The following is a 24,424-nucleotide window of genomic DNA, read 5'->3' as shown; positions in this document are numbered from 1 at the left end:
AGAAGTACTCCTGAAAATATTAAAAATCTTTTAATATCAATGAATAAGTATTTTTTAGACTATTTAGCTTGGTGATTTTTTGGTAGCTACAGGTTACCATTTGGTATTAAGTATATATTGATCTTAATCACATAAATTCCAAGCTGACTCCTTTCAGCTTAGGTCAGTGATAATTATTATGGGGGGAAATAGAGTTAAAAGATTGAATTTTTAATCTAATGAAAATATTGGGTTAACAGTTTGTTATATAAGATATTTTAAATTGGAAAATGCGTTACGATCGATGGAAAATGGGGCTTCGCCAGTATAAAGTGAAGAAAAAATTAAGTTTTCTATGATTCTTGGGTAAGCGGTCATGAGAGTATTTTTAATAACACAGCGTAACTCTGTAGAGGTTATTTGTGGGTGACTTACTGCTGGATTTTTCTGGTTACATTAAGTTTTTTGTTGGCTTGTTTGCACTGGTCAATCCTGTGGGTATTTTGCCGGTTTTTATTAGTATGACGCATTATCAAGCGCAGTCGGCTCGTAATAGAACCAATTTTATTGCCAATATTTCTGTTGCCATCATTTTATGGACAGCTTTGTTGTTGGGGGATTCGATACTGCGTATGTTTGGCATTTCCATTGACTCTTTTCGTATTGCTGGTGGGATTTTGGTGGTGACCATCGCGATGTCGATGATTAACGGTAAGCTCGGAGAGGACAAACAGAATAAGCAGGAAAAATCAGAAACCGCCATTAGAGAAAGTGTTGGGGTTGTGCCGCTGGCATTGCCGTTAATGGCAGGTCCCGGTGCAATCAGTTCTTGTATTGTTTGGAGTTCTCGTTATCAGGGATGGCAGAATTTTATTGGATTGGCGCTTACTAGTGCATTGTTCGCTTTTTGCTGCTGGTTATTATTTCGATCTGCACCTTTAGTCGTCAAATACCTTGGTCAAACGGGCATTAACGTTATCACTCGAATTATGGGGCTACTGTTGATGTCTTTGGGGATTGAACTGATTGTGACAGGGATCAAAGCACTATTCCCAGGATTGCTTTGATACGATTGACGATAAAAGATGTTAGTTTTCTTTCTGGTGAAATTACAAATTATAATATTCTTATCATTTTTATTATAAAGCTTATATCATAGGCTTTTCCTGCTTCTTTTGCCGGTACTCCCTGAATTTTATACAAATAACCCAATATTTTTCTAAATTATTCTTTTCTATTAGCTCTATGTGTAACTGGTTGCTTCCACCATTGTTTTGTGATGAATGTAGGTTTTTAATTTGCATTGATTGCAATTTGTTAAAATTATGTTTATTTTCATCTTTGGTCTAGATTTGTTTACTATTTTAGTTAAGTTTAAAGTTGGTAATTTCATGCATATCAATTAGTTATAATGGTTATTGGCGTGTTTTATCAATTAATGTAATAGGTCGCACTAAGTTGTTTGTAAGGATGATTTTTGCAATATGGGAGCGATATTTTAACGACTGATATGATAAGTCTGCTTTAATATTTAATCCGTTACTTTGGGCTAAATAATGTGAAGATCCCGGCTTTGATGGGATATGTGGAATGAGCAAGCCCATCAAACTGGAGGAAAAAAATGAAGATCAAACAATTAAAATTATATAAGTTTATTTCCTGTATATTTTTATTATCAGCGTTTCTTGTTACAGCCGTGTCTGCCGTTGAACTTCCAGATGGTGTGAAACTTGCGGATAAACAGCAAATTATTATTAATAATGGCACGGAAGTTGCTTCGCTTGATCCACATAAAGTTGAAGGTGTACCAGAAACCAACATTATTCTTAATCTCTTGGAAGGGCTAGTGAGTACCGGCCCTGAGGGAGAAATCGTGCCAGGTGTTGCGACCCGTTGGGAAAATCAGGATTACAAGGTATGGACGTTTTATCTGCGTGATAATGCTAAATGGAGTGATGGAGCGCCGGTCACTGCCCACGATTTTGTCTATAGTTGGCAGCGATTAGCTGATCCCAAAGTGGGTTCACCTTATGCCAGCTATCTTCAACATGCTTACGTTGAAAATGTTGGTGATGTTTTGAAGGGTAAAAAATCTCCTGATCAGTTAGGCGTAAAAGCGCTGGATGATCATCGTTTACAAGTTACTTTAACGCATCCCGTGCCTTATTTCGTCAGTATGCTCAGCCATACGGCAATGAAACCGGTGAAAAAGGATGTGGTTGAAAAATTAGGTAATAAATGGACGCTGCCAGAAAATTATGTCGGTAATGGGGCGTATTCGTTGAAAGAGTGGGTGGTCAATGAGCGGATAGTGCTCGAACGCAATCCTCGATATTGGAATAATGCAAAAACAGTTATTGGTCAAGCGACTCTCTTACCCCTTCAATCTGAAACCAGTGATATTAACCGCTATCGTAGTGGAGAGATAAATATCACCCACAGCGCCATTCCGCCGACTCTGTATCAGAAAATGAAAAAAGAACTCCCCGATCAGGTTCGTGTCAGTCCTTACCTTTGTACGTTTTATTACGAAATTAACAATAAAAAACCGCCGTTTACTGATGTCAGAGTCCGTGAAGCCGTCAAGTTAAGTCTCGACAGGGAGATTATTGCGGGGAAAATTATGGGGCAGGGGCAAATACCAGCTTATGGTTTTACGCCAACATTTATCGGTGGCGGCGATTTTGTTAAGCCAGAATGGGCTAACTGGACACAGGAGCAGCGTAATAAACGAGCGAGAGAATTGTTGGCTCAGGCCGGCTTTAATCAGACGAATCCATTGAAGTTCACATTGTTATACAACACCTCTGAGCAAAACAAACAGCAGGCTATTGCCGCCGCTTCCATGTGGAAAAAGAATCTGGGAGCGGATGTGATTTTGCAGAATCAGGAATGGAAAACTTCTCTTGAAAGCCGCCATCAGGGGAATTACGAGGTGACCAGAGCAACCTGGTGCGCGGATTACAATGAACCTACAGCGTTTTTAAACATGTTGCTGTCAGACAGCAGTAATAACACAACTTTCTATCAAAATAAAAATTTTGATAGCTATCTGGAGCAGGCATTAATCGCTAAGGACGCTATTGAGCGTAAGAAACTATACCAACAAGCTGAGTCTCAACTGGATAAAGACTCGGTGCTGATTCCCGTTTATTACCGGGTGAGTGTACGGCTTGTTAGCCCATCAGTGGGAGGGTTTTCAGGGAAAGACCCATTGGATTATATGGATATTAAGCGACTGTATATGAAAAAAATTAAACAGTAGCTTTATTCAAAAGAGTTACTGAGATCCTGCAAACAAAATCGTTCCTTTTGTATGCGGGTAGTAATCCACCCCTTATTTCTGGGCCGTCGGCTGATAACAAATCTGACGGTATAAAATTGGAGTAGAAAAAGATGATAAACACAACGAAAAAGAGACTACTTACTGTCAGCATCAGCGCTGCACTGAGTATGGTAATGGCAAGTCAGGTCTTTGCTGCAAAAGTGCCTGATGGTGTTCAATTAGCTGATAAACAGGTTTTAGTCCGTAATAACGGCTCTGAACCGCAATCGTTAGACCCGCATAAGATTGAAGGAGTACCAGAATCACATTTGGCACGCGATCTGTTTGAAGGTGTTGTCATCGTTGGTCCGAACGGCGAAATTTTACCGGGTTCGGCGGCCAGTTGGGAGAATAAAGACTTCACCGTCTGGACATTCCATATGCGTAAAGATTCCAAGTGGTCTAATGGTGATCCTGTCACGGCGCATGATTTTGTTTACAGTTGGCAACGTCTGGCCGATCCTAATACTGCTTCTCCCTATGAAAGTTACCTCCAGTATGCCCATTTCACCAATATTGATGACATCATCAGTGGTAAAAAGAAACCAGATACTCTGGGAGTAAAGGCGCTGGATGACTATACATTGCAGCTTACATTGAGCGAAGCGGTTCCTTATCTGCCAAAACTTTTGGCTCACTCTTCAATGGCTCCGGTGCATAAAGCTACGGTAGAAAAATATAGCGAAAAATGGACTCAGCCACAGAACTTTGTCGGTAATGGGGCTTATAAACTGAAAAATTGGGTAGTTAACGAACGTATTGTGATGGAGCGTAGCCCGACATATTGGGATAATAAAAATACCGTTATTGATCAGGTTACTTTCCTGCCAATTTCGTCAGAGGTCACGGATGTCAACCGCTATCGCAGTGGCGAAATTGATATGACTTATATCAATTTGCCGATTGAACTGTTCCAGAAACTGAAAAAGGAGATCCCGAATGAGTTGCATATTAGCCCAATTTTATGTACTTACTACTACGAAATTAATAACGACAAGCCCCCATTTAATGATCCTCGCGTTCGTACTGCACTGAAATTGTCTATGGACCGAGACATAGTGACCAATAAAGTAAAAGCACAGGGTGATATCCCTGCCTCCGGTTATACACCGCCAGTTACTGATGGTATGAAAGAGATGAAACCGGTGTGGTTTACTGGTTGGAGTCAGGAACAGCGCAACCAAGAAGCCAAAAAATTACTGGCTGAAGCAGGTTATAATAAAGATAATCCATTGAAATTTAACTTGCTTTATAACACCTCTGATCTGCATAAAAAAATTGCCATCGCGGTCGCTTCTGTTTGGAAGAAAAATTTAGGTGCTGATGTTCGTTTAGAAAACCAAGAGTGGAAAACTTTCCTTGATACTCGACATCAAGGGAATTATGACGTGGCCCGTGCTGGCTGGTGTGCCGATTACAACGAACCTTCTTCATTCCTGAATTCAATGCTTTCTTATAGTAGTAATAACACGGCTCATTATAAGAGTGATGAGTTTGATAAACTGATGAAAGAATCTCTGAAAGTAGCAACAGATGATGAACGTGCTGCTGTTTACCAGCAAGCAGAAGCGCAGTTAGATAAAGATTCTGCTATTGTCCCCCTTTATTACTATGTGAATACCCGGTTAGTGAAGCCCTATGTTGGTGGCTATACAGGGAAAGATCCTTTGGATAATTTACACACCAAAGATTTTTATATTATCAAACACTAATCGTTGTAAAGCAGCCCGGAAAGGGCTGCTTTAGTGTCAAATTATTTTAAGGCCAGGGTTAAGGGCCAACACATAGGAGCGGGCGATGCTTAAGTTTATTTTACGCCGTTGTTTAGAGGCGATCCCGACACTTTTTATTCTTATCACTATTTCGTTTTTCATGATGCGGTTGGCACCAGGCAGCCCATTTACCGGTGAGCGGAAATTGCCGCCAGAAGTGATGGCAAACATTGAAGCGAAATATCATTTGAATGACCCAATTTATAAACAATATTTTGATTACTTAATTCAACTCACTAAAGGAGATTTTGGGCCTTCTTTCAAATATAAGGACTACTCAGTTAACGATCTCGTAGCAACGGCATTTCCAGTATCGGCTAAATTAGGGGCTGCGGCATTTATCATGGCGGTTGTCTTGGGGATTAGCGCTGGGGTTATTGCTGCACTTAACCAAAATACAAAATGGGATTATACGGTGATGGGGTTCGCCATGACGGGGGTTGTTATCCCAGGTTTTGTCGTGGCACCGTTACTGGTGCTGGGGTTCGCTATTCATCTTAAATGGTTGCCGGGAGGAGGCTGGAATGGCGGTGCGCCCAAATATATGATTTTGCCGATGGTAGCACTCTCTTTGGCCTATATCGCCAGTATCTCCCGTATTACCCGTAGTTCGATGATAGAAGTGCTGCACTCTAACTTTATTCGTACTGCGCGAGCCAAAGGGTTGCCATTGCGCATCATTATTTTCCGCCATGCTTTAAAGCCCGCATTGTTACCGGTTATCTCTTATATGGGGCCTGCTTTTGTCGGCATTATTACCGGTTCGATGGTGATTGAAACAATCTTCGGGTTGCCGGGAATAGGGCAGTTGTTTGTTAATGGCGCATTGAACCGTGATTATTCGTTAGTGTTAAGTCTGACTATTTTAGTTGGTAGTTTGACTATTTTTTTCAATGCGATTGTTGATGTGTTGTACGCTGTTATCGATCCGAAGATTCGTTATTAAGACTGGAGCACGCAATGATAGTTAATAAACAAAACAGCGAAGCTCTGGAAAATTTTTCTGAGCAATTAGAAATTGAAGGGCGCAGTTTGTGGCAGGATGCACGACGCCGTTTTATTCACAACCGGGCAGCGATTGCCAGTTTGTGCCTGTTATCTTTGATTACCTTGTTTGTGATCTTAGCGCCGATGTTAGCTCAATTCACATATGACGATACTGATTGGGCCATGATGTCGATGCCACCTGATTCTGAGTCAGGTCACTATTTTGGTACAGATTCTTCTGGACGTGATTTGCTGGTGCGTGTTGCCATTGGAGGACGTATTTCGTTGATGGTTGGGATTGCAGCCGCTTTGGTGGCGGTAGTCGTCGGAACCTTATATGGATCATTATCTGGCTATTTGGGCGGAAAAATAGATTCAGTCATGATGCGTATGCTGGAAATTTTGAACTCATTTCCATTCATGTTCTTTGTGATCCTGCTAGTGACCTTCTTCGGACAGAATATTTTTCTGATCTTTGTCGCTATCGGTATGGTGTCATGGTTGGATATGGCGCGTATTGTCCGTGGTCAGACATTGAGCCTAAAACGTAAGGAATTTATTGAGGCGGCGCTGGTGTGTGGTGTATCAACCCGTCAGATTGTGCTGCGTCATATTGTCCCTAATGTATTGGGAGTGGTGGTGGTTTATGCATCTTTATTAGTGCCGAGTATGATTCTGTTTGAATCGTTTCTTAGCTTTCTGGGATTGGGAACTCAAGAACCGTTAAGTAGTTGGGGTGCATTATTAAGCGATGGTGCGAATTCGATGGAGGTTTCCCCGTGGTTGCTGTTGTTTCCTGCCGGTTTTCTGGTGGTGACACTGTTTTGTTTTAACTTTATCGGCGATGGCTTGCGTGATGCCCTCGATCCGAAAGATCGTTAAGGAGGTAACATGGACAGCGTTAAAAACCAGAAAAGTTCTGAGCCGTTGTTAATTGTTAAAGAATTGGACGTGACTTTTAGTACCCCAGATGGCGATGTTACAGCGGTGAACAAGCTAAATTTTGATTTACGCGCAGGGGAAACATTAGGAATTGTAGGGGAGTCCGGTTCTGGCAAATCACAAACTGCTTTCGCTTTGATGGGGCTACTTGCCAGAAACGGCAAAATTGGCGGTTCCGCTATTTTTAATGGCAGGGAAATTCTTAACCTGGAAGAAAAACAGCTTAACCGCATGAGAGCGGAAGAGATATCAATGATATTTCAGGACCCAATGACATCTCTCAATCCCTATATGCGTATCGGCGATCAACTTACAGAAGTTTTGATGTTGCATAAGCATATGAGTAAAAGTGAGGCATACCTTGAATCGATTCGGATGCTGGATGCCGTCAAAATGCCAGAAGCGCTTAAGCGAATGCGAATGTATCCGCATGAATTTTCTGGTGGAATGCGTCAGCGTGTGATGATCGCGATGGCGTTGTTATGTCGTCCAAAATTATTGATTGCTGACGAACCGACAACCGCACTTGATGTCACAGTTCAGGCTCAGATTATGACCCTACTGAATGAGCTGAAACGGGAATTTAATACCGCGATTATTATGATTACTCACGATTTGGGAGTAGTTGCCGGTATTTGTGACAAAGTGTTGGTAATGTACGCAGGGAGAACGATGGAATATGGCTCAGCTCGTGAAGTGTTTTATCAACCAACCCATCCTTATTCTATAGGTCTGCTTAGTGCTGTTCCTCGTCTTGATGGTGATGAAGCATCGTTGACGACTATTCCCGGAAATCCGCCTAATTTATTACGATTGCCGAAAGGGTGTCCGTTTCAGCCACGCTGTCAGTTTTCAGTAGGCCGTTGTGTAAATTGTGAACCGGGGTTAGAGACATTTGGCAACGGGCGTTTGCGAGCTTGCTTTAAGGCACCGGAGGAATTGGCATGAGCCAGATTGAAGAAAGACGTGTGCTGCTGGAAGTAGCAGATCTAAAAGTTTACTTTGATATCAAAGATGGCAAACAGTGGTTCTGGCAACCAACAAAATCCTTGAAAGCGGTTGATGGCGTTACATTAAGGTTATACGAAGGGGAAACTCTAGGTGTGGTTGGTGAATCCGGTTGCGGCAAATCGACTTTTGCTCGTGCAATTATCGGATTGGTCAAGTCTTCTGGTGGTTCAGTAACTTGGTTGGGAAAAAGCCTGCTGGATATGGATGATAAACAGTGGCGGGAGATTCGCAGTGATATCCAGATGATATTCCAAGACCCATTAGCATCCTTAAACCCGCGAATGACGATTGGCGATATTATCGCTGAGCCACTACGCACTTATCATCCAAAGATGAAAGAGCTGGAAATTAAAGAGCGGGTAAAAGCGATGATGATGAAAGTTGGATTACTGCCGAACCTGATTAATCGCTACCCGCATGAATTCTCTGGTGGTCAGTGTCAACGTATCGGGATTGCTCGTGCACTTATCCTTGAACCTAAGTTGGTGATTTGTGATGAGCCGGTATCTGCACTTGATGTATCCATTCAGGCTCAGGTAGTGAACCTATTGCAGGAATTACAACGGGAAATGGGGCTGTCGCTGATTTTTATCGCCCATGATTTGGCGGTGGTTAAGCACATATCTGACCGTGTACTCGTGATGTATTTAGGGCATGCGGTGGAATTGGGCACTTATGATGAGGTTTACCATAATCCACAGCACCCTTATACCAAAGCGTTGATGTCAGCAGTACCGGTGCCTGATCCAGATAAAGAACGAAATAAACACATTGAATTGTTGGAAGGTGAATTGCCGTCACCTATCAATCCGCCATCAGGATGTGTTTTCCGTACTCGTTGTCCAATGGCAGATCCTGAATGTGCTAAAACACGGCCATTGATGGAAGGGAGTTTCCGCCATGCCGTGTCTTGTTTGAAGGTTGATCCGTTGTAGTTAAGGTTGGCTATATAAGGTTGTGTAGTTAAGGCTGACTGTAGTTATCGAGGAATTTTGTAAGACATTAAATGTGAGAGTTACTTTTTGGGTTTTGTTCAGGATTCAGATTTGTATCAGAACCGGTAGCTCTCACTCTTTCCACAAAATATGGTAAATCGGGTGAGATTTTTCCCGGCAAATGAGGATACGGGCAAAAACATCGTTGATCTCAGCGTCTTCAGATTCTGCTAGCCCGATAATCACTTCGGCAAAAAAATCAGGATTCGGATAAAAATCCACGAGTCCAAGCCACTCATCAGAAGGGGGCAGTAATTCTGCACCGCCACGTATTTCGAATTGCAAGCTGAATAGCAGAATATCCGCGGGATCGAGGTTGGATGAAGCCAGTTCAAGAAAGATGTCATAGGCTTTCTCAAGGGTTTCATCTTCTGTCATTCGGTTATTGAGATCTAAATCCATAGTTTGTGAGGATCTGTTGTCCATATTGATTTATTCGTGGGTCATGATAAAGAATTAAAGCATGTTGCAGCGTTGATTGGTACCCCCGTCTTTACAAGACGAGGGTATTGGTCACAATAGCGGACTAAAAAAGTAACAAATGCGCTCAATAATCCGATGCCACAAAGGGCGTTGTTCCCACTCATTGGTTTCCAGCAATGTAGAATGAGCGATGTAATCGTATTGCACTAGCGTTAGATCATTACCAAAGTTTTCATCATCAATAACCACGGTAATTTCAAAATTTAGCCACAGGCTACGCATATCGAGATTAACTGAACCCACCATGCTGAGTTGGCCATCAACTAAAACGCTTTTGGTATGTAGCAAGCCATCTTCAAACTGATAAATCTTAACACCAGCATTTAACAATTCAGCAAAAAATGCGCGGCTTGCCCAACGAACTAAGAAGAAATTATTTCTACGTGGAACGATAATAATAACTTCAACCCCTCGTAAAGCTGCGGTGCAAATGGCGTTTATCAGGTCATCACTGGGAACAAAATAAGGAGTGGTTAAAATTAGTTGCTTACGGGCAGAGAAAATAGCCGTCATTAAAGATTGTTGAATCAATTCCTCTGGGAATCCGGGACCAGATGCAATAACCTGAGTTGTATGCCCACTGGCCTGTTCAAATGGCATGATATTGTTATCGGGTGATGGCGGAAAGATACGTTGACCTGTTTCCATTTCCCAGTCACAAGCGTAAATAACCCCCATAGTCGTGGTAACCGGCCCTTCCATTCGCACCATGATGTCGATCCATTGCCCAACGCCAGCATCTTGTTTAAAGAAGCGTGGATCTACCATATTCATACTGCCGGCATAAGAAATATAATCATCTATCAAGATAATTTTACGATGCTGGCGCAGATCCATGCGACGTAGAAATAGACGGAATATATTGACTTGCAAAGCCTCAACAAATTCAATTCCCGCCTGGCGCATGATATCCGGGTATTGGCTACGGCAATATAACCAGCTACCTGCTGAATCCACCATAATACGGCATCTGACTCCCCGGTGTGCTGCGGCCATAAGAGCATCAGTCACTTGTTCAACCAAGCCACCGGCTTGCCAGATGTAAAACACCATATCAATACTGTGTTTGGCATTCTCAATATCTTTGATAATGGTTTTTAGTGAATGGTCATAGGTTGTCAGTAGTTGGATCTTGTTACCTTTAACACCTGCAAGCCCTTGCCGTCGCTCGCAAAGCTGGAATAAAGGTGTCGCGACTTCGCTATTTTCCGTGGCGAATATATGCCGAGATTTACGCAGTTCTTCAAGCCAGACAGTTGTTGAAGGCCACATGGCTTTGGCTTGTTCAACTCTGCGTTTTCCCAAATGCAGCTCACCAAATGACAGGTAAGCGATGATTCCAACTAAGGGAAGGATATAGATAATCAGCAGCCAGGTCATAGCAGAAGTGACAGGTCGGCGTTTTATCAGAATGCGTAAGGTGATACTGGCAACAATCAGCCAATAAAAGAAAATAGCAAGCCAACTTAGGACGGAATAAAAGGTTGTCATATTCGGCAATCAATCCTGTTTTGTTCAGACATCTTTGGGGTGTTTAACACGGTTTCCTCAAGACACGGGATATAAACGATCTATTTAACCCGATGAATTTACCAAAAAATCAACAAATATACTGCAAGCATCATACTTGATATTGGTCATTTCGCATTATTGATATAAAAAGTACTATCCAGATACGCCTTGGATATCTTTTTTAAAGGCTTATAATGAGCGTGATATTTTTATAGGTATGACTTTATGAAACGTAGTCGAAATGAAGTAGGGCGGTGGCGGATGTTACGCCAGAATTCTAACCGTCGCCGCCGTTGGCTGGAAGGGCAATCAAGACGTAATTTGCGTATTTATTCACTACGTAAATTACGTGGTTATAAACAGCGTCGAGCTTTATTGTTTGTCCAGCATGGCGAATGGATACATTGAAAAAATAATATTTTTGGCCTTATATTCACGCTCACCTACAATCTTTATTGAATATGATTGCTATTTGCATTTAAACTAGCAGTCATTCGAGGATTGACTATTATGCTGCTAATCAAGAATTCCCTTATGCGCTGGATACGTTGGCCAATATTGTTATCAGTTTGCTTGCACATTTCTATAGCTGCTGCCCTTTTTTGTTCTGCAATACCGGAAAAACAGTCTGATGTTGCATTTATGTCTGTCGCTATGATTCAGTTAGCGGCTGAAGAAGCTCCTGTTTCGGAGCCGGCAGCACCTGAGCCTGAATCAGAGCCGGAGGAACCGGAGCCGGTAATTCCAAAGCCGGTAATTCCAAAACCAGAGGTGAAGAAACCGGAAGTGAAGAAGAAGGTTGTTAAAAAGCAATCTGAACCTGTTGAAAAGAGAGCTGAACAACCGGAAAAACCGCTGTTTAATCAGAATGCACTGGCTAACCGTACTGATAATAATCAGAATAAACCGGTGGTTAAACCGCAGAATGGGCCAAGGGCATTAAGTAAAGCGTTACCTGTCTACCCATCTAGGGCTTCGGCATTGGGTACCGAAGGCTATGTGAAAGTCAAATATGATATTGATGAAGATGGACGGGTAAGAAATATAGAAGTTATTGGCGCTAATCCACCCAATGTTTTTGAAAGGGAGGTGAAAAAAGCAATGAGAAAGTGGCGCTTTGAAAAAATACCTGCGGTTGGTTATATCACAACCGTCGAATTCAAAATTACGGGTATATCTCAATCCTGATTGTTGGGGAAATGGAAATAAAAAAGGAGCATTATTAACACGCTCCTTTTTCCATTAATAATTAGCCTTATTCGTTAGTGCTGCTAGCGAGTTGAAAGTGGGTTTTGCCTTCTGGCAATCGACGGGAGGTATTATCTTCATTAACCGCAACATAAGTGAATACCGCTTCGGTTGCACGATAGCGTTGACCGACGGGTTCAGAGGCGACTTTCTTCACCCAGACTTCGATATTGATGGTAATCGAACTGTTACCGGTTTTGAGGCAATATGCATAGCAGCAGACGACATCACCGACGGCGACAGGTTTCAGAAAAGTAATACCATCTACTCTGACAGTGACAACACGGCCTTCCGCAATTTCTTTTGCCAGAATTGCACCACCAATATCCATTTGTGACATTAACCATCCACCAAAAATATCTCCATTGGCGTTGGTATCAGCGGGCATAGCCAGTGTGCGGAGGACTAACTCTCCGTTAGGTAATTGTTGTTGTGTCATTGAAAACTTTACTTTATTTGATGAAAAAACAATACCTGCCTACAGACGATAGCAGGCAGGTATCCATTTGAATGGGGTTACTTCTGTTCGCGTGGCAGGTGACGGTAAATATATACTACACTGAGCACGGTGAAAACCAGAGTCAGGGCAGTCAGACCAAATACTTTAAAATTAACCCAGACATCTTGTGATAACCAGAATGCAACATAAATATTAGCCAGCGCACAGGCGGTAAAAAACAGCGCCCATGCCATATTGAGCTTGTTCCAAACAAAATCGGGTAAAATTAACTCTTTTCCTAGCATTTTCTGAATCAGCGGTTTTTTCATAAACCACTGGCTGCCTAGCAAGGCTAATGCAAATAATGCATAGATTACTGTAACTTTCCATTTGATAAATAGATCACTGTGGAAAGCTAAAGTTAGAGTACCGAAAACAGCCACCATGATAAAAGTGATTAGGGAGGATTTCTCTACTTTCCGGTAAATGACATAAGTAATAGCGACAGCTAAACCGGTGGCGGCGATCAACGCTCCAGAAGCGTAAAAAATGTCATACATTTTGTATACGACAAAAAAAACGACTAAAGGTAGAAAGTCTAAAAGTTGTTTCATAGTTTGAACCTATTGTAATTCCGGCGTTTAATTATCATCCGATTTTAGTCATTGAATGAACTAGCAGCAACAGTATGGCCTTATCTCTCAATAAAAAAGATTTTTATCGATCGGTTTCGCATAATTTTATCATAAAGAGCGGCGTAATTAACTTCCGGTTGTCAGTGGGCATATAACGCAGCATTATAACTAAAACCCGTTGAAAAATAAGAGGGCATAAACCAGATGCAGTGGAAAAAACTACAGCGTTGGATGCCAGGGTTGGGCAATTTTTCTCATTATCGCAAGGAATGGTTTAGTCATGATTTAAGAGCCGGGCTTTCTGTCGCCGCAGTTGCTCTGCCGGTTGCTATTGCTTACGCCGAATTGATGGGAATAAGTGCAATTATCGGTCTTTATGCATGTATTTTACCCATGTTTGCTTATGCATTATTTGGTACCTCAAGACAATTGATTGTCGGGCCAGATGCAGCAACGTGTGCCGTTATTGCCGCGGCTGTCGCGCCATTGGTGTTTGATAATGAAGATGTCCGCTGGCAGCTTACGATTGTAATGACCTTAATGACCGGAATATGGTGTGTTCTCGCCAGTCACTTCCGATTAGGCGCGTTTGCTGATTTTCTTTCCAAGCCGATCCTGAAAGGATTAATGAACGGTGTTGCATTGACAATCATTGTGGATCAGTTAGCTCAAGTCTTTGGTTTTGCTGGCGTTCCGGTGGGATTGATTGAACGAGTGATCGCATTACCTGTCAAGCTCATGAGTACCCATTTACCGACGTTAGCAATGTCTGTTGCTACGGTGTTGATTTTGCTCACTGTGCGTTTCTTGCGTCCGACTTGGCCGGGGCCTTTGTTGGCAATGGTATTGGCGACTTATGTAAGCTGGCAATTTAGTCTGGAAAAATATGGCATTCAGATTGTTGGTGGTGTCAGCGGTGGGGGATTACCTGTTGTGCCAATGCCCGATTTTCAGCCAGGCATTATGCGTGAGCTAGTTATTCCATCTTTGAACCTTGCTGTTATCAGTTTTGTCAGTTTTATGATGACGGCCCGTAGCTTTGCCAGTAAAAACGGTTATCAGATTGATGCAGATTGTGAACTTAGAGCTTTAGGCATTGCGAATATCGCTTCTGCTTTATCACAAGGATTTGCTGTCAGTGCTGCCAGTAGTCGTACTGCGGTTAATGATGCGATTGGTGGGAAAACGCAATTGGTTTCTGTTATCGCGGCGACCATTATTTTGCTGGTTTTGTTATTTATGACAAGTTTCCTGGCTTATATCCCGTTGTCATCGCTTGGTGTGGTGCTGATTTATTCGGCATCGTCACTGTTGGGCTTACGGCGGATCTGGTCACTGAGGAAAAGAAATCATCAGGCATTTACTTTATCACTATTTACATTAATTGCCGTGCTGGTGGTTGGCTTGATTAACGGTGTTGGTTTCGCCGTTCTGCTTGGTTTATTACAGTTTTTGCGGATTATATTCCGTCCGACAGATCAGCTCTTAGGGGTGAATGACCAAGGAATGATTCACTCAATTAATCATGGCAATGATATTAAACCCATAGATGGTGTGATGATGTATCGGTTTAATTCACCATTGACTTATTTCAATGTCAGCTATTTTAAAAAGCGGGTGTTACAGCATGTTGACAAGATTCAAAAACTTAACAAGATGCAAAAACGTCCGGGTTGGTTGGTTGTCGATGCGGCGGTGAGTTTTACCTACGATGATGTCAGCGTATTTGCCGCGATTGATGAGTTGATTAGTGAATTGAAAGTAAGAGATATCACGTTGGTACTCGCCGGGCGTCGGACAGAGCTTACCCGTTGGATAAAACAGAATAAACTGCGAAGTAGTGATGACGATCTGATTGTGGTACCTGATCTCTATTTTGCGGTACGAATGATCCAAAGTAAGCCTGAATGGTACTCTAATTACGCTAAAAGATAATAATTTACAGTTGTTTGCTAGTTTGAATTTTATTAAGCAAAGACATATGATTAGATCATAACAACAAGGAGGTTTTAGTAATGCAATCGGATTCAGGTTTGGACGTCTTGCTTGGGTTGATAAAGGTATTCCATATGAATTTACTTCTGCATATCAGTTAATTGAGGATTTCTTTACTAAAATTGATGAAATTATCGCTGAACGCGAAAAAAGAGGGTAATACGATGAAAGCACTCATTGGCGTGATGAATGAAGAACTTATATGCAAGCGCACATTGGCTATTATTAAGGGTGAATATGTTGTTCAACCTGATGAGCCTAAGATCTGGTTTACTTCCATGATTGCTCTTGCTCAAGTACTTAGCAGTGATAATATCGCGCTTCTGCGTCTTATTGATGAGCACAAACCAGAGACAATCGCAGAGCTGGCTAATCTATCAGGAAGGAAACCAAGCAACTTGTCAGTCACATTAAAGACACTTAGCCGACACGGTTTTGTCACGCTTGAAAAAAGCAATAAGAGTGTAAAACCAAAGGCACTGTTTACTGACTTTGAAATAAGAATTGAGCAGGGAATCAGTGAAAGGGTGATGTCATCTTGTGGGGCTAAAAATATAGCAGCTTGAAATAGTAAATTTAACACCATGTAAATGAATACAACGTAAACTTGTTTATAACTTTCAGCCTCATGGTTTTATCACTGTGAGGTCTGATTGAATGATTATTCAGCTATAATAGCGCGTTATTGAGATCAAACAATAAATGCGAGAAATAAAATAATCACATTGATAATTATAATTGAGGAAAATAGTTCTTAATTCCCGAACGTGTGATTATTGACCGTTGCTGTTCTATTAATTGAGATATCACCTGTCTTATTTTAAGATTTCTTGTTAAAAATCAATATGATTTAAGCATTAAGTATTTAATACCACGTTACATTTTGTTTTCCGATAATTATATTTTAACAAAGCAAAATCATTATTACTTGTACAATAACTATTTAGGACGTTCCAATGAAAAAGGCATTGATAGCCTCAGCAGTGGCAGTTGGTTTATCTGTATTCGCATTTGCAGCAAATGCCGGTGAGCACACGATTTCTGGTGGCTATGCTCAGAGTCATGTGAAGGTTTATGGTGAAAAGCTTGATGAAAACCCAAAAGGTTTTAACCTCAAATATCGTTACGAGCTGGATAATAATTTTGGTGTTATTGGTTCATTCACGATGACACATCAGGGTTATGATTACTATTATGGTAGTAGCAAGATTGGTACTGGTGATTTAGATTATTATTCTCTGATGGCGGGTCCTACATATCGCTTTAATGAGTACGTGAGTGTATACGGTCTGGTGGGTGCTGCACACGGAAAGGAAAAAGCAAAGGGTAATGCTGCTGTATTGGGCTATGACTTTGAATATAAAGAAAGTAAGACCTCTGCTGCTTATGGTTTAGGATTGCAATTTAACCCTATGCCAAATTGGGTTATTGATGCATCTTATGAATATTCAAAAATAAGTAACTACAAAGTAGGCACTTGGGTAATTGGTGCGGGTTATAGATTCTAAATAGTGTTTCCAGTGTAGTCGTTCCTTTAAAGGGAATTCAGTCCAACTTTTGTGATCTATGTAATCTCATTAAATGACTGAAGATAATAAATTAATGTTAGCACCAACTCTCTGTTAGCTTGTTAGATAGTTTATTCATCAAGGCTATCGAAATAATGAAGATAGAGAGTATGGATTTTCATCAGGGATTATTGAAACCGGATATATGTTTTTGACTACTTTTTGCCAGAAAATCTTATTTATAGGTTTGCATTGGTTTAGTGTCCATATATCTATTTAGTTGAAATTGCTAGTCCATGTTTAGCCATGTAATCTGAAGATTATTCCTTTATTAGTTATCACTATTATTCTAGACAAAATTCCCTGTTGTAAGACAGGGAATTTTTTTGCTTTTATCTCAGTAGTGAAGTGATGAAATGCTAATAAGTATAAAAAATAGACGATTAAGATGGGAAGTGGTTATTACTTGATCTTGTTGAATGGAAACTTAACAAAAAACAGAATTGAGTTGTTTTATATTGATTTTTGATAAATAATCACGGCCCGCAATTGAGTTTTTTCTATATTTTATACAATAATTAGGGATTTTTAATGAAAAGAACATTGGTAGCTTCAGTGGTGGCAGCAGGTTTATCTGTGTTTGCATTTGCGGCAAATGCTGATGAACACACAATTTCTGGTGGCTATGCTCAGAGTCATGTGAAATTTGATGGTGAAAAGCTTGATGAAAACCCAAAAGGCTTTAACTTAAAATATCGCTACGAGCTGGATAATAATTGGGGTGTTATTGGTTCATTCACGCTGACACATCAGGGTTATGACTTCTACGATGATGGTGCCAAAGTTGGTACTGGTAATTTAGATTATTATTCTCTGATGGCGGGTCCTACATATCGTTTTAATGACTATGTTAGTGCATATGGTTTGATTGGTGCTGCGCATGGAAAGGCAAAGAGTGAATCTTTTGTTTCGGGTTATGAGCTTCTTGACCATAAAGGGAGTAAAACATCAGTGGCTTATGGTCTAGGATTACAGTTTAACCCTATGCCAAATTGGACTATTGATACATCCTATGAATATTCAAAACTGGATGACGCTAAAATAGGCACTTGGGTAGTTGGTGTTGGCTATCGGTTCTAACCGAAATTTGCTAATTGATATTTAATTAGCTCTCTTTTCTATAGAATTCCCTGTTGAAAAACAGGGAATTTTTTTGCATTTTAGATCAATCCAGATATAACAGCTTATTCTGTTTATCCCCATAGTGTTATCACTATGGGGTTTTGTTTTATATTGATTTTTGTTGTGGAGAGACAACCAGCATATACAACCGGAACAGGTAAATCAGCAAAATGGCTGAGATCAGGTTATTAAACACACCAAGAATAATCCCTGCCATCTCACTGTGAATGAATGTTAGACGGTCAATAATAAATACCAGCAACAGCCTTGCGGTCAGCCACAAAAGAATTGCCGGAACCAGCAGACGAATATTAGCAAATGCCAGTTTCCAGCTTATTTTTATAGCAGCAAAAACACCACAACGCTCGGCAGTCATAATAACTGGAGATAAAGCCAGTGCGATCGACAAAATAATGCCGGGTACTAGCATCAGCATCAAGCCCAATTGAATTAGCAGGGTGCAGATAAGCAGTAATAGAAACAGTTTCGGTAACTGGCTTGCTGATAAACCAATGGCCTGTAATGAAGAAATACGGTTTCCCTCTGAAACTGCCGCGACCAGCGTCAGTACACCACCGACCAGCAGCACGCTGCCAATCATACTTGAGAAAATGGTCCCGATTCCCGCCCGCATGATCATTGACTGTTGCTCTGGGGTCATTTGAGACACCAGTTCCTGAATACCGGCCTTGCCTGAAGTGGCAAACGTGAATTCTGCTTCTGTCAGCAACTTCATCTGTTCGCTGTCAGGAATAAACAGGTGCCCCAATAAGGTGGTAACCAGAGCCGCCAGAACGGCCAGGGTCAGGGTACTTAACAGTTGATTTTTGAAAAAGTTAAAACTGTCACGGTACAGGGTATTCGCCGTGATTGGCATGAAGACAGCTCCTATCAGGTTAAACAACAATACATAGGCGGTGATTGTACCTTGTTATGGGGAAACGTGGATAGTAGAAACGAGATGATACGGATAAATTAGTGGTTAACTGTGATTGTTGATGATAGAAAAAAGTTCTTTACATTATATTCTTAAGATAAAAATAAACATAAAATTAACCTTATTAAAACATAATGGAAATATTAATGATAAGGAAAGATAAAACATCGAAATGAATATATAAATAAAGGATTTCTAACTGATTAATAATAAGTAAACTTTGATTTGGATCAATTTAAAATAATTCCTAATTGAAATAATAATATTATAAATATGCGGTTTTACTGAAATTCTTTGAAAGATGTGATCTGTCTTGGATCATAAATTCTAATATATGAGTATATTTTAATTGACTTTAAATCACAGGAATGGGATGAATAATGAAAAAAATTTCTGCATTTGTATTAGCAGCGGCAACTTTAGCACCATCATTTGCTTTTGCTCATGAAGCAGGTGATTTTATTTTCCGCACAGGTACTGCAACAGTAAGACCTAATACGGGTTCTGATAATGTATTAGGGGTGGGTTCTTTGAGTGCGGATAATAATACCCAGATGGGTTTAACCTTCAGTTATATGATTACCGATAATATTGGTTTCGAATTACTGGCAGGGACACCCTTCCAGCATCGGGTAAGTTTACCGGGTGGTGTTGGTGATATTGCTAAAGTAAAACATCTACCGCCGACATTAATGGCGCAGTACTATTTCGGTTCTAAAGAAAGCAGTTTCCGCCCTTATGTTGGTGTTGGTTTGAACTATACCACTTTCTTTAACGAAAAATTCAATGGTAATTCGGCCGTTAAAGATAATAACTTACATAGTCTGGACTTGAAGGATTCCTGGGGTGTTGCCGGGCAGGTTGGTCTGGATTATGAGTTAGATCAGAATTGGATGTTGAACGCCTCTGTATGGTGGGTAAACATTGAAACGGATGTGAAATTTAAAGCAGGTGATCAGCAATATAAAATTGATACCCGGCTAGATCCGTGGGTATTTATGTTTGGGGTTGGTTATCACTTTTAATAAAAAAATGGGGCAGATTTTGCCCCATTTTTTGTATTAAAGTTGAGTGGCAGATTTCATTATTGATACAAATTCAGCCAGTTTTTTCATCATTATTTCTGGCTGAGAAAGATTTTCTTCGATAATTTTAACGACAGCAGATCCGGAAATGGCTCCCGCTGCGCCACTCGCTAATGTTTCTTTTACCTGCGTGGGTTCTGAAATCCCAAATCCCTGTAACGGTGGTGCCGCATGATATTCCCGTAGTTTATTGACCAAATGATTCAATGGTTTTTCACCTCGTCTTTCTGTACCGGTCACTCCTGCTCTTGATAATAGGTAGGTATATCCGCGGCCATAAGAAGCAATTTCACGTAATAGTTCATCTTCCGCGTTGGGTGGGCAAATAAAAATAGGGGCAATACCATGTTTCATGGCTGCGGTGCGGAATGGTCGTGATTCTGATATGGGGACATCTGCAACTAATATCGAATCAACCTCTGCATCTTTGCAACGGCGGTAGAACTCTTCTATTCCATGATGAAAAACCAGGTTGGCATACATTAATAAACCAATAGGAATATCAGGGTATTTTGTCCGAATTTTTGTTAATAGTTCAAAACAGAGCGAAGGAGTCACATTTGAGGAGAAAGCACGCAGATTAGCGTTCTGAATAGTTGGGCCGTCAGCCAGAGGATCAGAAAAGGGAATACTTAACTCAAGAGCGTCAGCACCACTTGCAATCAAAGTATCAATAATTTCCAGTGATAATTCCGGGTTTGGATCGCCTAGGGTGACAAAGGGGACAAAAGCACCTTGTTTACGACTTTCCAGTTGTTTAAATAGCTGCTCGTAACGTTCCATTAGATTTCCCTTCTGGATTTTAAAATATCGTGGACAGTAAATATGTCTTTATCACCGCGACCGGATAGGTTAACGATCAGTAATTGCTCTTTATCAGGAGCTTGATGGATCATTTTCAGAGCATAAGCCAGCGCATGAGAGGATTCGAGGGCTGGAATAATGCCTTCCTCACGGGAAAGGGTTTTGAATGCTGCTAATGCTTCATCATCGGTGATGGAAACATAATCAGCCCGTCCAATACTGTTCAGATAGGCATGTTGAGGGCCAACGGAAGGGAAATCCAGACCGGCGGAAATAGAATAAGATTCTTCAATCTGGCCTTCATCTGTCTGCATCATTGGCGATTTCATACCAAAATAGATGCCCAATTTGCCATGTTTCAGTGGAGCGCCATGTTTACCGGTTTCAATACCGAGCCCGGCAGGTTCAATACCAATCAGGCGGACCGAGGTTTCAGGAATGAATTCAGCAAACATGCCAATGGCATTAGAGCCTCCACCGACACAAGCTAACACGGCATCGGGCAGGCGTCCCTCTTTTGCCAGAATTTGGGATTTGGCTTCTTCGCCGATCATTCGTTGGAACTCTCGAACCATCGTCGGATAAGGATGTGGTCCAGCGGCAGTCCCTAATAAGTAGTGGGCTTTATCGTAGCTGCCAGACCAATCACGCAATGCTTCATTGCAGGCATCTTTTAAGGTAGCAGAGCCACTGTGGACCGGAATGACTTCGGCTCCCATCAGACGCATGCGAAAAACATTAGGGGATTGGCGCTCTACATCTTTAGCGCCCATATAAATGCGGCATTTCATATTTAAAAGTGCGCAGGTGAGGGCGGTTGCCACACCATGTTGACCAGCGCCAGTTTCCGCAATAATTTCGTTTTTGCCCATGCGTTTCGCCAATAATGCCTGACCAAGTACCTGATTGGTTTTATGAGCGCCGCCGTGTAATAGATCTTCACGTTTCAGATAAAGGCGGGTTTTGGTGCCTTTTGTCAGATTACGGCATAACGTTAATGCTGTTGGTCTGCCTGCATAATTTTTCAGTAGATCCTGAAATTCTTGCTGAAATTCGGGATCTTGTTGAGCCGCAATAAATGCGGCTTCTAACTGTTCAAGGGCTGGAATAAGGATCTGTGGTACAAATTGTCCACCGAAATCACCAAAATAGGGGTTAAGTTTACTCATTGTTCTAGTTGTCCATTTATATGAATCGGAAAATTGTTACTTACTGGTAACAGCGTAGAAGCTGAAACACTTTATTTAGTTTATGACTGCTTTTAATTCCGGGTGCGTTTTCGACGCCAGAATTAAAATCAAGTCCGCAACAGCCATATTTTGCTGCTTGTTGGCAATTTTCTTCATTTAACCCACCGGCTAGCATGACATTGGCGAGTAATTGCTTTTCAAGTAATTGCCAATCGAAACTTTGGCCGGTTCCACCTTTGCCGTTATCCAGTAAATAACGGTCAATATTTCCGGCTTGGACGTGAAATGCCTCTTTCGACATATCAACTGCTTTCCAGATTTGGCAATTTTCAGGCAGGGTTTTTCGCAGTTCAGCAATATAAATTTCACCTTCTGCGCCATGTAATTGCACCGCAGCTAGAGAAAGGGTACGGGCGGTATGACTGATGAATGCAGATGATTGATTTTGAAATACCCCTACATATTTGAGATTTGCTGCATTAATAATTTGTTGGGCCTGTTGGATATTAATCTTACGTGGTGAATGCTCAGCAAATATCAAACCACCATAAACAGCACCTGCCTGTAATGCTGCTTTAGCATCTTGTGGACGAGTTAACCCACAGACTTTATTTTCACCCAGAATCAGTTGACGTAATGCTAAGTCCAGATTGGATTGGGCCATCAAAGCACTGCCAATGAGAAAGCCATGAGTATAATGACTAAGATCACGAATTTGTTGATGCTGGTGGATGCCCGACTCGCTAATAACAATGGTTCCTTCCGGTAACTGTGGCGCAAGTTGTTTGGTACGGTTTAAATCGATAGAAAGATCTCTCAGATCACGGTTATTAATACCTATCACTTTAGCTTTTAGCGCAACCGCTCTGGCTCGCTCTTCCTCTGAGCTGACTTCCGTCAGTACGCCCATATTCAGACTATGGGCAAGTTCAGACAACGCAATATATTGCTGATCATCAAGAACAGAAAGCATCAATAAAATTGCATCGGCTTGATAATAACGGGCAAGATAAATTTGATAAGGATCGATAATAAAGTCTTTGCACAATATCGGCTGGTGAACGGTATCACTGACTAAACGAAGAAATTCATAGCTACCCTGAAAATATTTTTCATCAGTTAGTACCGAGATGGCGGCAGCATAAGGTTGATAAATTTTTGCTATTTGAGTGGGATCAAAATCCTGACGAATAACGCCTTTAGAAGGAGATGCCTTTTTACATTCCAGAATAAAAACCGTCTGTTGACTGCTTAGCGCTTGATAAAAATGACGATTGCTGGCAACAACGGCATCAATAAAACTTTCCAATGGTTGTTGCTGTTTGCGATTAATAAGGTATTCGGCTTTATCATTAACTATTTTCTGTAAAATAGTGGCTTGCATGATTAACTCCTTGTTGCAAGTGCTATGACTCGTTCATAAGCTCGGCCACTGTGAATGGCTTCGAGAGCTTGTTGGGTGTTATGACGTAAATTTTCCTGTCCATGAATTTTCATTAACAGGGCAACGTTAGCCGCAACGGCATCAGCATGAGCCTTCTTGCCTCGTCCTTGTAACAATAAACTGAGCATTTCACGATTATCCTCTGGTGAACCTCCTTTTAAAGCGGATATTGGATGATGTTGTAAACCAAAATCTTCAGCGTTTAATTGATAATGGATAATTTCTCCATCATTAAGTTCTGCAACTTGTGTTGGTGCATGCAGTGCGACTTCATCCATGCCACCGCTGTGAACAACCGCTGCCCGTTGATAGCCGAGAACCTGTAAAGTGCGGGCAATCGGCTCAACGAGCTCAGGGCTGTAAACGCCAATTAAAGCCAGTGGTGGACGGGCCGGGTTAATCAGAGGACCTAATATATTGAATAGCGTCCGGGTTTTCAGTTGTTGACGTACCGGCATCGCATGACGGAATCCAAGATGATACTGCGGTGCAAATAGGAAACAGATGCCGATTTCATCCAATGCGCTACGGGCGCATTCCGCGCTGATATCAAGGGCGATACCAAACGCTGCCAGCAAATCAGAAGAACCTGAACGACTGGAAACACTGCGATTACCATGTTTGGCGACTTTAATCTGGCAAGTCGCGGCGACAAAGGCACTGGCGGTTGAAATATTGATACTGTTTGTACCATCACCACCTGTTCCGACGATATCGCAGAACATGTAATCCGGCCGTGGAAATGGCAGGGCATTTGCCAGTAATGCTTGGGCTGCACCGGCGATCTCTTGGGGTTGTTCACCACGTAATTTCATGCTGATAAGTACAGCAGCGAGTAGTGATTCACTTAATTCTCCTTGAATAATGGCTGCAAATAGTTGCTGGCTTTCTTGCTGTGTCAGTGTCTGTGCATTAAACAATTTGTTGAAAATAACCTGCATTCTCATCTCC

At 41.4% G+C, this 24,424-nt stretch carries 23 protein-coding genes; 14 read left to right on the top strand and 9 right to left on the bottom strand.

Annotation, left to right across the window (positions count from 1 at the left end):
• The first annotated feature begins 401 nt into the window (after window positions 1-401).
• The 7 genes from EAE91_RS13355 (at window position 402) to oppF (ending at window position 8,951) form a co-directional block, all read left to right on the top strand.
• Window positions 402-1,046: a YchE family NAAT transporter gene (locus EAE91_RS13355; protein WP_214088925.1), complete on the top strand. Its 645-nt coding sequence runs from the start codon at window positions 402-404 to the stop codon at window positions 1,044-1,046.
• A gap of 554 nt (window positions 1,047-1,600) precedes the next feature.
• Window positions 1,601-3,244: an ABC transporter substrate-binding protein gene (locus tag EAE91_RS13350; protein ID WP_214088924.1), complete on the top strand. Its 1,644-nt coding sequence runs from the start codon at window positions 1,601-1,603 to the stop codon at window positions 3,242-3,244.
• Window positions 3,245-3,375: 131 nt separating this feature from the next.
• Window positions 3,376-5,016 carry an oligopeptide ABC transporter substrate-binding protein OppA gene (gene oppA, locus EAE91_RS13345; protein WP_214088923.1) on the top strand — a complete coding sequence of 547 codons (1,641 nt, stop codon included), beginning with the start codon at window positions 3,376-3,378 and terminating at the stop codon, window positions 5,014-5,016.
• A gap of 85 nt (window positions 5,017-5,101) precedes the next feature.
• Complete coding sequence (gene oppB / locus EAE91_RS13340) at window positions 5,102-6,022, top strand: oligopeptide ABC transporter permease OppB (RefSeq protein WP_214088922.1); 921 nt, start codon at window positions 5,102-5,104, stop codon at window positions 6,020-6,022.
• A 14-nt stretch (window positions 6,023-6,036) separates the two neighbouring features.
• Window positions 6,037-6,945: an oligopeptide ABC transporter permease OppC gene (gene oppC / locus EAE91_RS13335; protein WP_214088921.1), complete on the top strand. Its 909-nt coding sequence runs from the start codon at window positions 6,037-6,039 to the stop codon at window positions 6,943-6,945.
• Between the two features lie 9 nt (window positions 6,946-6,954).
• Window positions 6,955-7,953, top strand: coding sequence for an ABC transporter ATP-binding protein (gene oppD / locus EAE91_RS13330; RefSeq protein ID WP_214088920.1), 999 nt, complete (start codon window positions 6,955-6,957; stop codon window positions 7,951-7,953).
• The gene (gene oppF / locus EAE91_RS13325; RefSeq protein ID WP_214088919.1) at window positions 7,950-8,951 is read left to right on the top strand and encodes a murein tripeptide/oligopeptide ABC transporter ATP binding protein OppF; all 1,002 of its coding nucleotides are present in this window, start codon (window positions 7,950-7,952) and stop codon (window positions 8,949-8,951) included. Before oppD ends, oppF begins: the two co-directional genes overlap by 4 nt.
• Window positions 8,952-9,083: 132 nt before the next feature.
• On the opposite strand, the gene EAE91_RS13320 is transcribed toward oppF, so the two are convergent.
• Window positions 9,084-9,413 (bottom strand): HI1450 family dsDNA-mimic protein, encoded by a 330-nt coding sequence (locus tag EAE91_RS13320; RefSeq protein WP_214088964.1) that lies wholly within the window; start codon window positions 9,411-9,413, stop codon window positions 9,084-9,086.
• A 111-nt stretch (window positions 9,414-9,524) separates the two neighbouring features.
• On the bottom strand, window positions 9,525-10,985 hold the full coding sequence (gene cls / locus EAE91_RS13315; RefSeq protein WP_214088918.1) for a cardiolipin synthase: 1,461 nt from the start codon (window positions 10,983-10,985) through the stop codon (window positions 9,525-9,527).
• A gap of 246 nt (window positions 10,986-11,231) precedes the next feature.
• On the opposite strand from cls, the gene EAE91_RS13310 reads away from it, so the two are divergent.
• Together EAE91_RS13310 and tonB are read left to right on the top strand one after the other, a co-directional pair.
• Entirely contained in the window at window positions 11,232-11,414 is a 183-nt protein-coding gene (locus EAE91_RS13310; RefSeq protein ID WP_214088917.1) for a YciY family protein, read from the top strand.
• Between the two features lie 102 nt (window positions 11,415-11,516).
• Window positions 11,517-12,194, top strand: a complete 678-nt coding sequence (gene tonB, locus EAE91_RS13305) for a TonB system transport protein TonB (protein ID WP_214088916.1) — start codon at window positions 11,517-11,519, stop codon at window positions 12,192-12,194.
• 67 nt (window positions 12,195-12,261) lie between these two features.
• On the opposite strand, the gene yciA is transcribed toward tonB, so the two are convergent.
• The gene (yciA, locus tag EAE91_RS13300; RefSeq protein WP_214088915.1) at window positions 12,262-12,693 is read right to left on the bottom strand and encodes an acyl-CoA thioester hydrolase YciA; all 432 of its coding nucleotides are present in this window, start codon (window positions 12,691-12,693) and stop codon (window positions 12,262-12,264) included.
• Between the two features lie 77 nt (window positions 12,694-12,770).
• Window positions 12,771-13,307, bottom strand: a complete 537-nt coding sequence (locus tag EAE91_RS13295) for a septation protein A (RefSeq protein ID WP_214088914.1) — start codon at window positions 13,305-13,307, stop codon at window positions 12,771-12,773.
• Between the two features lie 225 nt (window positions 13,308-13,532).
• Between EAE91_RS13295 and EAE91_RS13290 the strand changes: the two genes are divergently transcribed.
• The 4 genes from EAE91_RS13290 (at window position 13,533) to EAE91_RS13275 (ending at window position 17,971) form a co-directional block, all read left to right on the top strand.
• Entirely contained in the window at window positions 13,533-15,263 is a 1,731-nt protein-coding gene (locus tag EAE91_RS13290; RefSeq protein ID WP_214088913.1) for a SulP family inorganic anion transporter, read from the top strand.
• A 224-nt stretch (window positions 15,264-15,487) separates the two neighbouring features.
• Complete coding sequence (locus tag EAE91_RS13285) at window positions 15,488-15,889, top strand: HVO_A0114 family putative DNA-binding protein (RefSeq protein WP_214088912.1); 402 nt, start codon at window positions 15,488-15,490, stop codon at window positions 15,887-15,889.
• Window positions 15,890-16,279: 390 nt separating this feature from the next.
• Window positions 16,280-16,831: an Ail/Lom family outer membrane beta-barrel protein gene (locus EAE91_RS13280; RefSeq protein ID WP_214088911.1), complete on the top strand. Its 552-nt coding sequence runs from the start codon at window positions 16,280-16,282 to the stop codon at window positions 16,829-16,831.
• A gap of 591 nt (window positions 16,832-17,422) precedes the next feature.
• On the top strand, window positions 17,423-17,971 hold the full coding sequence (locus EAE91_RS13275; protein ID WP_214088910.1) for an Ail/Lom family outer membrane beta-barrel protein: 549 nt from the start codon (window positions 17,423-17,425) through the stop codon (window positions 17,969-17,971).
• A gap of 148 nt (window positions 17,972-18,119) precedes the next feature.
• Here EAE91_RS13275 and EAE91_RS13270 read toward each other — a convergent pair whose 3' ends face one another.
• Window positions 18,120-18,890, bottom strand: a complete 771-nt coding sequence (locus EAE91_RS13270; protein WP_214088909.1) for a YciC family protein — start codon at window positions 18,888-18,890, stop codon at window positions 18,120-18,122.
• A 440-nt stretch (window positions 18,891-19,330) separates the two neighbouring features.
• Between EAE91_RS13270 and ompW the strand changes: the two genes are divergently transcribed.
• A complete protein-coding gene (gene ompW, locus EAE91_RS13265) occupies window positions 19,331-19,975 on the top strand; it encodes an outer membrane protein OmpW (protein ID WP_214088908.1) in 645 nt (214 codons plus the stop codon).
• A 36-nt stretch (window positions 19,976-20,011) separates the two neighbouring features.
• Here ompW and trpA read toward each other — a convergent pair whose 3' ends face one another.
• Genes trpA through trpD form a run of 4 tightly spaced genes read right to left on the bottom strand, consistent with a single transcriptional unit; the run spans window position 20,012 to window position 24,414 of the window.
• Window positions 20,012-20,818, bottom strand: a complete 807-nt coding sequence (trpA, locus tag EAE91_RS13260; protein ID WP_214088907.1) for a tryptophan synthase subunit alpha — start codon at window positions 20,816-20,818, stop codon at window positions 20,012-20,014.
• On the bottom strand, window positions 20,818-22,008 hold the full coding sequence (gene trpB / locus EAE91_RS13255) for a tryptophan synthase subunit beta (protein ID WP_214088906.1): 1,191 nt from the start codon (window positions 22,006-22,008) through the stop codon (window positions 20,818-20,820). Before trpB ends, trpA begins: the two co-directional genes overlap by 1 nt.
• 40 nt (window positions 22,009-22,048) lie before the next feature.
• Window positions 22,049-23,413, bottom strand: coding sequence for a bifunctional indole-3-glycerol-phosphate synthase TrpC/phosphoribosylanthranilate isomerase TrpF (gene trpCF, locus EAE91_RS13250; protein WP_214088905.1), 1,365 nt, complete (start codon window positions 23,411-23,413; stop codon window positions 22,049-22,051).
• 2 nt (window positions 23,414-23,415) lie between these two features.
• Window positions 23,416-24,414: an anthranilate phosphoribosyltransferase gene (gene trpD, locus EAE91_RS13245; RefSeq protein WP_214088904.1), complete on the bottom strand. Its 999-nt coding sequence runs from the start codon at window positions 24,412-24,414 to the stop codon at window positions 23,416-23,418.
• Between the last annotated feature and the right edge of the window lie 10 nt (window positions 24,415-24,424).

Source organism: Photorhabdus noenieputensis (assembly GCF_018448935.1).
In the GTDB taxonomy this organism is placed as follows: domain Bacteria; phylum Pseudomonadota; class Gammaproteobacteria; order Enterobacterales; family Enterobacteriaceae; genus Photorhabdus; species Photorhabdus noenieputensis.
The sequence above is the reverse complement of the archived record's forward strand: the minus strand, read 5'-3'. Positions and strand labels throughout refer to the sequence as shown.

Coding starts and splice junctions, on each gene's coding strand:
- cls (WP_214088918.1), bottom strand. CDS start 10,985: ATGACAACCTTTTATTCCGTCCTAAGTTGGCTTGCTATTTTCTTTTAT.
- oppC (WP_214088921.1), top strand. CDS start 6,037: ATGATAGTTAATAAACAAAACAGCGAAGCTCTGGAAAATTTTTCTGAG.
- tonB (WP_214088916.1), top strand. CDS start 11,517: ATGCTGCTAATCAAGAATTCCCTTATGCGCTGGATACGTTGGCCAATA.
- ompW (WP_214088908.1), top strand. CDS start 19,331: ATGAAAAAAATTTCTGCATTTGTATTAGCAGCGGCAACTTTAGCACCA.
- trpCF (WP_214088905.1), bottom strand. CDS start 23,413: ATGCAAGCCACTATTTTACAGAAAATAGTTAATGATAAAGCCGAATAC.
- trpB (WP_214088906.1), bottom strand. CDS start 22,008: ATGAGTAAACTTAACCCCTATTTTGGTGATTTCGGTGGACAATTTGTA.
- EAE91_RS13280 (WP_214088911.1), top strand. CDS start 16,280: ATGAAAAAGGCATTGATAGCCTCAGCAGTGGCAGTTGGTTTATCTGTA.
- EAE91_RS13270 (WP_214088909.1), bottom strand. CDS start 18,890: ATGCCAATCACGGCGAATACCCTGTACCGTGACAGTTTTAACTTTTTC.
- EAE91_RS13310 (WP_214088917.1), top strand. CDS start 11,232: ATGAAACGTAGTCGAAATGAAGTAGGGCGGTGGCGGATGTTACGCCAG.
- EAE91_RS13320 (WP_214088964.1), bottom strand. CDS start 9,413: ATGGATTTAGATCTCAATAACCGAATGACAGAAGATGAAACCCTTGAG.
- yciA (WP_214088915.1), bottom strand. CDS start 12,693: ATGACACAACAACAATTACCTAACGGAGAGTTAGTCCTCCGCACACTG.
- oppA (WP_214088923.1), top strand. CDS start 3,376: ATGATAAACACAACGAAAAAGAGACTACTTACTGTCAGCATCAGCGCT.
- EAE91_RS13290 (WP_214088913.1), top strand. CDS start 13,533: ATGCAGTGGAAAAAACTACAGCGTTGGATGCCAGGGTTGGGCAATTTT.
- EAE91_RS13295 (WP_214088914.1), bottom strand. CDS start 13,307: ATGAAACAACTTTTAGACTTTCTACCTTTAGTCGTTTTTTTTGTCGTA.
- oppF (WP_214088919.1), top strand. CDS start 7,950: ATGAGCCAGATTGAAGAAAGACGTGTGCTGCTGGAAGTAGCAGATCTA.
- EAE91_RS13350 (WP_214088924.1), top strand. CDS start 1,601: ATGAAGATCAAACAATTAAAATTATATAAGTTTATTTCCTGTATATTT.
- oppD (WP_214088920.1), top strand. CDS start 6,955: ATGGACAGCGTTAAAAACCAGAAAAGTTCTGAGCCGTTGTTAATTGTT.
- EAE91_RS13275 (WP_214088910.1), top strand. CDS start 17,423: ATGAAAAGAACATTGGTAGCTTCAGTGGTGGCAGCAGGTTTATCTGTG.
- oppB (WP_214088922.1), top strand. CDS start 5,102: ATGCTTAAGTTTATTTTACGCCGTTGTTTAGAGGCGATCCCGACACTT.
- EAE91_RS13285 (WP_214088912.1), top strand. CDS start 15,488: ATGAAAGCACTCATTGGCGTGATGAATGAAGAACTTATATGCAAGCGC.
- trpA (WP_214088907.1), bottom strand. CDS start 20,818: ATGGAACGTTACGAGCAGCTATTTAAACAACTGGAAAGTCGTAAACAA.
- trpD (WP_214088904.1), bottom strand. CDS start 24,414: ATGCAGGTTATTTTCAACAAATTGTTTAATGCACAGACACTGACACAG.